The following is a 2754-nucleotide window of genomic DNA, read 5'->3' on the forward strand; positions in this document are numbered from 1 at the left end:
GGGTGCGCCGCGGGTGCCGCCCTCGCGGGGCTCGGCGCCATCCCCGTCAGCCGGGTGAGGGTTTTGACGCCCGCGGTGCATGTGGCCGATATCGCGCTGACCTCCGGCGAGGAGATGGTGCTCGACCTGGTGCGGCACGGACAGTCAACGGACAACGTGGCCGGCATCCTCGGCACCACACCGCCCGGCGCCGCGCTCACCGACCTCGGCAAAGAACAGGCGATCGCCGTCGGGCAGGCCCTCTACAACGGTGGCGACAACGACATCGACGGGGTCTACGCCTCGGAGTTTCTCCGGACGCAACAGACCGCGTGGCCACTGGACCAGTTGCTGCTGGGCCATAGCGACTATGGCCAAATCCCGTCCGGCCCCACTCCGCTACTGGAGCCAAGCCAGATCCTGTACGGCCTCGACGAGGTCGATGCCGGCATCCTCAACGACGCACACCTGAACATCCTCACCGAACTCGCCTACCTAGCGGCCCCGGTCCAATGGATACTCGGTGATTACTTCGCGCCGATGCTGGGCGCCACCGCGAACCCCAACGGGGCGGCGTTCGAGGATCGCTTCACCGATGCCGTGCAGACGATCTACCACGCGGGCGGTGCCACTTCCGGCGGTGACTTGCACGACGTGGCGTTCTCCCACGATGGGGCGATCACCGCCTGGACGCTGATGAACGTCAAGAACCCGGACTTCGGTCTCGTGCTGCAGGGACTGATCGAGAAACAAGAACTGCTGCCCAACACCGGCCAGGTCGTGATCGAAGGCAATCCCACCGACGGCTGGACGCTGGTCAGCTGGGATGGGCACGATGTCCCACAGACCCCCGACCTGTTGACCGGCCTGTTCGTCGACTGGCGTGACCTGATCACCGCGCCGCAGATGGCGCTGTGGAACCTGTGGGAGGCGATCCAGGGCGGCGACCAGGCAGACATCTCGAGTGCGTTCCAGAACGGTCTGGGCCAAATCTCCGCGGCGATAACCCAATTCCCCCAAGCCGTGATCGACACCCTCACCGACAGTGCCGGCACGGCGGGGCAGACGGCGGGCAGCTCGGTTCTGGACGGCCTCGCGTCGGTGATCTGAGACCCGGCGGGCACGCAGTTCCCCGGTCGAGCCGACCGATAGGATTTCCCACCATGACCAGTACCGATCCGGCGCCGAACCCGCACGCCACCGCCGAACAGGTGGACGCGGCCCGGCACGACAGCAAGCTCGCCCAGGTGCTCTACCACGACTGGGAGGCGGAGAACTACGACGAGAAGTGGTCCATCTCCTACGACGAGCGCTGTATCGACTACGCCCGCGGCCGGTTCGACGCGATCGTGCCCGAGCAGGAACAGCGGAAGCTGCCCGTCGAGCATGCCCTGGAGCTGGGCTGCGGCACCGGGTTCTTCCTGCTCAACCTGATGCAGTCCGGGGTGGCCCGGCACGGCTCGCTCACCGACCTGTCACCGGGGATGGTCAAGGTGGCGGTCCGCAACGGCCGGCAGCTCGGCCTGGCCGTCGACGGCCGGGTGGCCGACGCGGAGGGAATCCCGTACGCCGACGACAGCTTCGACCTGGTGGTCGGCCACGCCGTGCTGCACCACATCCCGGACGTCGAGCTCTCGCTGCGCGAGGTGCTGCGGGTGCTCAAACCCGGCGGGCGATTCGTCTTCGCCGGCGAGCCGACCACCGTCGGCAACGGCTACGCCCGCGCCCTGTCCACGCTGACCTGGCGGGCCACCACCAACGTGGCCAAGCTGCCGGGACTGGGTTCTTGGCGGCGCCCGCAGGTCGAGCTCGACGAGTCGTCGCGGGCCGCCGCCCTGGAGGCCGTCGTCGACCTGCACACCTTCGACCCGGCCGAGCTGGAGCGGATGGCGCGCAACGCCGGTGCGATCGACGTGGCCACCGCCAGCGAGGAGTTCACCGCCGCCATGTTGGGCTGGCCGGTGCGCACCTTCGAGGCCGCGGTCCCGCCGGGCCGGCTGGGTTGGAGCTGGGCGATGTTCGCCTTCCGCAGCTGGACGACGCTGAGCTGGGTGGACGCCAACGTCTGGTGCCGGGTGGTGCCCAAGGGCTGGTTCTACAACGTGATGGTCACCGGGGTCAAACCGTCCTAGCTTTCCGCCGGGACGACGTCGCCTACCTGCGCTCGGCTGCCGGTGTCGCCGCGCTGCGCGAGGTGGCCGGCTTCGCGCTGACCGACGCCGGCCGGGTTTCCGACATCGCCGCGGTGCGCCGCCGGTTCGGCGACCGGGCGCCGGCCCTGATCGAGACCGTGCTGCTGCGCCGCCGGGCGCCGGCCAAGCTGGCCGGCCTACCCGGGGTGGCCGACTGGCTCTTCACCGACGAGGCGCTGCAGCAGGCCAGCGCCGCACCGGTCGCGCTGCACCGGGCCCACCGGATCGCCGCCGCGCTGCCCGACGCCGCGGTGCACGACGCGACCTGCTCGATCGGCACCGAACCGGCCGCGCTGACGCAGGCCGGGCTGCGCCGGGTGCTCGGCAGCGACCTGGACCGGGTCCGACTGGCGATGGCGGCCCACAACGTGCCGGGCGTGCCGTTGGCGCGCGCCGACGCGCTGCACCCGATCACCCGCGACACCGTCGTGCTGGCCGACCCGGCGCGGCGCGGCGCCGGGCGGCGCCGGTTCCACCCGGCCGACTACCGGCCCGCGCTGGACGCCCTGCTGCAGGCCTACCACGGCCGGGACGTCGTCGTAAAATGCGCTCCCGGAATCGATTTCGATGAGGTTCGGCTGCT

At 70.3% G+C, this 2754-nt stretch carries 2 protein-coding genes and 1 pseudogene; all 3 read left to right on the forward strand.

Annotation, left to right across the window (positions count from 1 at the left end; translation table 11 throughout):
- Positions 1–1089 (forward strand): histidine phosphatase family protein (locus tag AC2VNT_RS05060; protein WP_486945811.1); only part of this gene is annotated, 1089 nt, incomplete at its 5' end.
- A 53-nt stretch (positions 1090–1142) separates the two neighbouring features.
- The gene (locus AC2VNT_RS05065; RefSeq protein ID WP_486945812.1) at positions 1143–2111 is read left to right on the forward strand and encodes a class I SAM-dependent methyltransferase; all 969 of its coding nucleotides are present in this window, start codon (positions 1143–1145) and stop codon (positions 2109–2111) included.
- Positions 2069–2754: pseudogene (locus AC2VNT_RS05070) on the forward strand (class I SAM-dependent methyltransferase); the annotation flags it as partial. The gene AC2VNT_RS05065 and the pseudogene AC2VNT_RS05070, both read left to right, overlap by 43 nt.

The organism is Mycobacterium sp. TH-M15 (genome assembly GCF_057473705.1).

Bases quoted from the DNA above. Each gene is read 5' to 3' on its own strand.
- AC2VNT_RS05065 (WP_486945812.1), top strand. From the start codon at position 1,143: ATGACCAGTACCGATCCGGCGCCGAACCCGCACGCCACCGCCGAACAG.